General features: G+C 32.6%; 6 protein-coding genes. 4 read left to right on the top strand and 2 right to left on the bottom strand.

The features are described from left to right. Both WKI77_RS07115 and WKI77_RS07110 read right to left on the bottom strand, forming a co-directional pair. Window positions 1-595, bottom strand: a 595-nt coding sequence (locus WKI77_RS07115) for a glycerophosphodiester phosphodiesterase (protein ID WP_337861134.1), incomplete at its 3' end; no start/stop codon positions are given. 58 nt (window positions 596-653) lie between these two features. Continuing rightward, complete coding sequence (locus WKI77_RS07110) at window positions 654-974, bottom strand: helix-turn-helix domain-containing protein (protein WP_337861133.1); 321 nt, start codon at window positions 972-974, stop codon at window positions 654-656. Between the two features lie 269 nt (window positions 975-1,243). Here WKI77_RS07110 and WKI77_RS07105 point away from each other — a divergent pair, with 269 nt between their 5' ends. From WKI77_RS07105 to tes, 4 genes are all read left to right on the top strand, one after another. After that, window positions 1,244-1,519 (top strand): hypothetical protein, encoded by a 276-nt coding sequence (locus WKI77_RS07105; protein WP_337861132.1) that lies wholly within the window; start codon window positions 1,244-1,246, stop codon window positions 1,517-1,519. A 669-nt stretch (window positions 1,520-2,188) separates the two neighbouring features. After that, window positions 2,189-2,905: a substrate-binding domain-containing protein gene (locus WKI77_RS07100; RefSeq protein WP_337861131.1), complete on the top strand. Its 717-nt coding sequence runs from the start codon at window positions 2,189-2,191 to the stop codon at window positions 2,903-2,905. A 76-nt stretch (window positions 2,906-2,981) separates the two neighbouring features. After that, entirely contained in the window at window positions 2,982-3,800 is an 819-nt protein-coding gene (locus WKI77_RS07095) for a hypothetical protein (protein WP_337861130.1), read from the top strand. A 281-nt stretch (window positions 3,801-4,081) separates the two neighbouring features. Next, window positions 4,082-5,589, top strand: a 1,508-nt coding sequence (gene tes / locus WKI77_RS07090; RefSeq protein ID WP_337861129.1) for a tetraether lipid synthase Tes, incomplete at its 3' end; no start/stop codon positions are given.

The following is a 5,589-nucleotide window of genomic DNA, read 5'->3' as shown; positions in this document are numbered from 1 at the left end:
CCATGTACTCTTTCTTAAATTCCGGAAGATAAAGTGAAACATCAAGTGACTTTAAATCATTGCAGTCAATCTTTCCCATATACTTTTCTGAATGAGTATCATAATCAAATCCAAGCATAATACTTTTATTAAGTTCCCTTGTTTTCCTTATGGCATATGGGTCAAAAGATATAATGCATATATGGTCTTCCATGCTTAACGATTCTATTACTTTTAATGTGTACAATTCAATTTCATTTTTAACTATATAGCCATCATCATGTACAGTCTTTAACTCAACTAAAAAATATTTGTCCTTGTATAAACTCAATAAATCGAACAATTTTGGTATTTTCTGCCCATGAAGTAAAATTTTTTCAATATCCTCAGACTTCATATTTTCTATATCCTTATTTAAAGATGCAAGCCTGTCAAGATTAAAATCGTGGATAACATAAACCTCATTATCAGCACTTAGATGTACATCCAGTTCTACAATATTGGTAAATTTAAATGCATTTTCGAACGATTGAATTGTATTCTCAACATAACTGGACGGCAAGCCTCTGTGCCCGACCACAATAAAATTTGATTTAATGTAATCTTTAATATTCATTTTCCATAATTTAAAATTGCTTTATAATAATTTCCAAGAGCCGTTAATAAGAAAAAAATTAAAAATCAAATTTTTTTATGATCTTTTCATCGTAATAACTTGGATATGTGTATTTTCTAAGAAGTGGATAGTAATTGAGATGGAATTTTCTGAGAATCTCCCTTACTTCCTTGGATGAATATTTAACATTGAATTCATCAACAATATATTCCTGAATTTCATGCACTGTACAGACCTTTTTGTTTTCTACACAATTCCTTAAGGTATTCATCTGGCTTTCGTGCAATTTCGAAGGCCTTCCCATGTATGTTCTAACCACAATATTCTTTTCTTTTTCATTTTCAGCCAATTTAACGGTTTCAAATTGTTTCTGTACCATACTTTCACCCAACAATTACTTTATACGTTTAATGTATAAATACGTTATTATTCTTATTGAATAATGCAAAAAATAACGAAATAATAGAAATTTTGTTAAATTTTAATATTAAAGCATAAACATTCATAGTTTAAACATATTAAAGGCATATCGTGTATTTTTAAATCGAAATGCGACAAAATATTTTTGTAATATTAATTTACAATGACCATATCTGAATTTCTTATTATATGGAAATAATTATAAATATGTTGTACCAATTATATTGTATGGAAATATACGAAACAAAAACAAAAGCAGGAAAGATAGAAGAAAGAATTTTTAAAGATGCAGGTAAATTCGTAATATATGCATATAAAGACAAGGATACTGGAAAACAAATCAAGGAGAAATTAATATTAATTGGTAATGGCAACAGAGCATATTTTCTGATTCCTACCGGATCAAGAGACCTTGCCATACCAGCGCAGTTTGACCTTGATACTTCCCTGAAAGAAGAGGGCACTGTAAGGACAGTTAAAGATTATCTTGATAATATAAAATAAAGGGCTTTAAAGTTTAAATGAAAACATTTATGTCCCAATGGCGCTTTAAATTATCCTGCATATGGCTTTAATTCTTTAATCCCAATTCAGCCCATTTATCATATAAATGCATGGAAAGAATTCAATCAGAAGAAAATTTATGTGTTCTGGCATACTTTCTATAATAAAGGATTGGAAATTCTTGCTTTTGCCTTAATCCACGGTCTTGACAGTTTTGTGAGTGCTTATTTCAGTGTTTTAAGGCCATTTCCATTCCAAGTAGTGCCTCGTTAAAGGTTTAAGTGCTCTCTTTGCATGCAATCTGAATATGTTTTATTCCACTTCTCTGCTCTGTCTAACTAAGGAATTCCAAACCTGCTAAGAAGGCTTTTTTTCGAACAATTCATAGCTGGGGATTTTTAATGCACAATTATTTCCATTCCAGAAGCAGTATTCGTGTAATAATTAATATTCGAATGAGGCAGATATAACTCCGCACTTCATCCATATGGCAAGTTCAGTTACTTTCATGCTTCAAAATATTTGTAAATATTGCAATAATGTATGTTTATGCCTGAAGGAATCCAACTAAGCTATCATCAAGTGAGAGCTATAACAATTTAATAAATAATGTCCAGGGAAAAATATACGGGATAATATGTATTATATATAAATATAAAATTACCATTTATGAAATTTGCAGTTCCTAACTTTGACATTGTTTCAGACTTTTTTGGCAACCTGAACGGGATTAAATTCTCCGTACCTGGAAGCCAGTGGTTTCTAGTCCCTTCTTTTATGTCTCATCTTGCATCTGAAGGATTTAATACTTACTTCGAGACTTTGCCTGAGGTTTTTGTCAGGAGAAGAGCAAATGGGGCTCCAATCACCGTTGGAAACTTAATAATTGATAGTAAGCCTGAAATTGTTTGCCTGGAGAATAACCTTATTACTAAAATGGAAATAAAAGATCGAGTATCGGCATTTAAGGATAGCCTCTGCATTGCTTACAGAGGAAATAAGAAACAGATAGATTTATGTGACCTAAAAGATCGCCCAATGGCTATTCCCAACCCGGCAACCAGTTCCTCAGGAATGGCTTTCAAGGAATATTATGAAAAAAAATGTGGATACTATGGAGATTTAAAAGTAAATTCTATAATATGCAATGTGCCGCACAGGGAGATTCCTCAGAAAATTCTTAATGGGCAGGTTGATTATGGAATAATGTGGGAAAGCGAGGCAAAGCACTGGAAATTTAAAAATTATTTCCCGTATGATGTAAGTAGAAATTTTTCTTGGCTGTTAATAAAAAATTCCAGTCCTTCCGCTTCAGATATTTTTAATCGTATTAGTTCAGGTGATTTAAATATCTATTATACTAAATATCATTTTAAACTATTATAAAAAAATATTAAGTCAAATTTCCATTAAAAAAATTTTTATATTAGTTTATGCTTAATCATTAATATCGTGATCCAATATGAAAGACAAAATGGAATTACTGTGGGGTAACATTACAAATTATTCAAAGAAAAATGGCTTTTCTATATATTATTCCACAGATGTGGATATAGTCATAAGCTTTGAATGGGACAAGCGTATGGGTAGTGCAACAAAATTCCTTAAAAATGCTAGAAATAACGGCATAAAATCTATTGTGCTTTCAATCAAAAGATTTGAAGACGAAGATATGGATTGTTCTACTATAAATTGTAAAAAATACACCAATAAAATTTCGGAAATTGATATAATGTACATAAATAATGACGTTGGCTATAAGTATCATGAAGAAGCAGAATGGTTTACTGAATTGAATACCTTCAGCCTTGATGACCTGCTTGAAGATAATGATGAAAAGAAAATACTGCCCTTAACCAGAGAGGTAAATGAAAAATCAATTGATACCCTTGTCCAGGACATGCTGCAATACTTTAAAAACAATATCTCAGAAAATATAAATGGTGATATGGACATAGATATGAGAAACTTCTGGATGAATAAAGGGGTAAATCTTGATTTTCCTGTTGATCAGGATTTAAAGTTAAAGATAGATAAAGTTAATCGTGAAGTACGCAGGAAACTGGATAATAATAAGCAATCGGAAGAAAGAGAGAAATTATTGAAATTAATTCCATCAGTTATAAATGAAACACTGAGAGATAAAGATGGCATAATAACCAGAGACCAGCTTAAAAGTTATCTGCTGTCTCACGGAATTAAAATCCAGAATTCACATAATATAGACTATATGTATAATCAATTATTAAAAGAATTAAGAATTAAAAATAAAAAATACTGATTCAATCAGCTTAAATTTTTACTTTTATGCATAATTGTCGGGCAAGTTTCACAATATATTTAAAATTATTAATTGAATTATATGAATTTTGTAATGCAATTTCTACTTATAATTAGCCGATAATAAGAAATTAAACGATAAATATCTAATTTCTTTATATATAAACCTGCATTTTGTAATTAACATGGCTAATTAGTCCTTTGCACAATTAGCAGAAAAAAAGACAAAACATATATATTATTCTATATGCTTAACATGATTAGTTAGTAAGGTGAATTAATATGGTGTTAACAGAAGAAAGAAATAAATCCGAGGTCAGACTGGCGAATGACTTTGAGATAAGCAGAAACGCGCCTTTCAAAACCGTGGATGAGTTTTTGAAAACAATGGGCCATTTAATTACAGATGATATGCTCGTTTTAAGAGTAACAGAAAGCTTATGCCCACTTTGTGCAGATGAAGAGAAGTTCGATCAGATGAGAATTCCTGCTATAGTATATGAGGAAGGCGGAGAAGTGGACCTTATAAAGGAATGTGCTGAGCATGGAATAACAAAGGAAAAATACTGGGAAGATTACGATATGTACGAGGAGGCCAAGAAATTCCAGGATAAGGAAGGGACACTAATAACAAATCCCAATGTGGCAATATATGCAGACAAAATTATATGTCCAACACACTGTGGTCTTTGTGTAAAGCATAAATCTCATACTGGATTGGGAAATGTGGTTATAACAAACCGCTGTGACCTTTCCTGCTGGTATTGCTTCTTCTATGCAAAAGAAAATGAGCCAATATATGAACCATCATTGGATCAGATCAGGCTTATGCTCAGAAGAATGAGAAATGAGAAACCTGTTGGTGCAAATGCAGTTCAGATAACAGGAGGAGAGCCAACATTAAGGGATGAAATACTTGACGTAATAAAAATAGCCAGAGAAGAAGGATATGAACATGTCCAGATGAACACAAACAGTGTCAGAGCAGCATATGATCCCGATTTCGTGAGAAAGGCAAGGGAAGCAGGATCAAATGTAGTTTATACAAGCTTTGATGGGCCAACTCCAAGATCAAATCCAAAGAACTTCTGGGAAATACCGATGGCACTTGATAACTACAAGAAAGCCCCAATGGGAGTAGTTCTTGTTCCTACAGTTATCGGCGGAATAAATGACATGTATCTTGGAGATATGATCAAATTTGCAAAATCCAACATGGATGTTGTAAGAGGAGTAAACTTCCAGCCAGTAAGTCTTGTTGGAAGAATGTCGGATCGTGCCAGAGCAAGGCAGAGGATAACAATACCTGGAGCAATAAAGAAAATTGAGCAGCAACTTGATGGAGCAATAGGAAGGGAAGATTTCTTCACAGTTCCAGCAACAACAGATGTATCAAACTTTGTTGCAGCACTGAAAGGGCATCCCACATATAAGTTATCCATACACTTTGCATGTGGAATGGGAACTTATATATTCGTTGACAATGATAAAATAATACCGGTGACAAGATTTGTCGATGTCAAGGGAATGTTCGAATATCTGGGCGAGCTTGGAGATGACATGAAATATGCCAAATTTAAAACGCCAAGTAGAGTTGAATCAGTAGCAAAACTATTGATCCATCTAAAGAAATTTGTTGATTACAGCAAGGCTCCTGAAGGATTCAAACTAAAAGATATGGTATACAATGCCTTCACCGAAGGAGATTACCATGGACTGAAGGCTTTCCATTATAAGTCTCTGTTTATAGGATTCATGCACTTCCAGGATCCATACACATATGATGTTGA

The organism is Ferroplasma sp. (genome assembly GCF_037442045.1).
GTDB lineage: Archaea > Thermoplasmatota > Thermoplasmata > Thermoplasmatales > Thermoplasmataceae > Ferroplasma.
This window is presented reverse-complemented; position numbering and strand designations above follow the sequence as displayed.

Coding starts and splice junctions, on each gene's coding strand:
- WKI77_RS07110 (WP_337861133.1), bottom strand. CDS start 974: ATGGTACAGAAACAATTTGAAACCGTTAAATTGGCTGAAAATGAAAAA.
- WKI77_RS07105 (WP_337861132.1), top strand. CDS start 1,244: ATGGAAATATACGAAACAAAAACAAAAGCAGGAAAGATAGAAGAAAGA.
- WKI77_RS07100 (WP_337861131.1), top strand. CDS start 2,189: ATGAAATTTGCAGTTCCTAACTTTGACATTGTTTCAGACTTTTTTGGC.
- WKI77_RS07095 (WP_337861130.1), top strand. CDS start 2,982: ATGAAAGACAAAATGGAATTACTGTGGGGTAACATTACAAATTATTCA.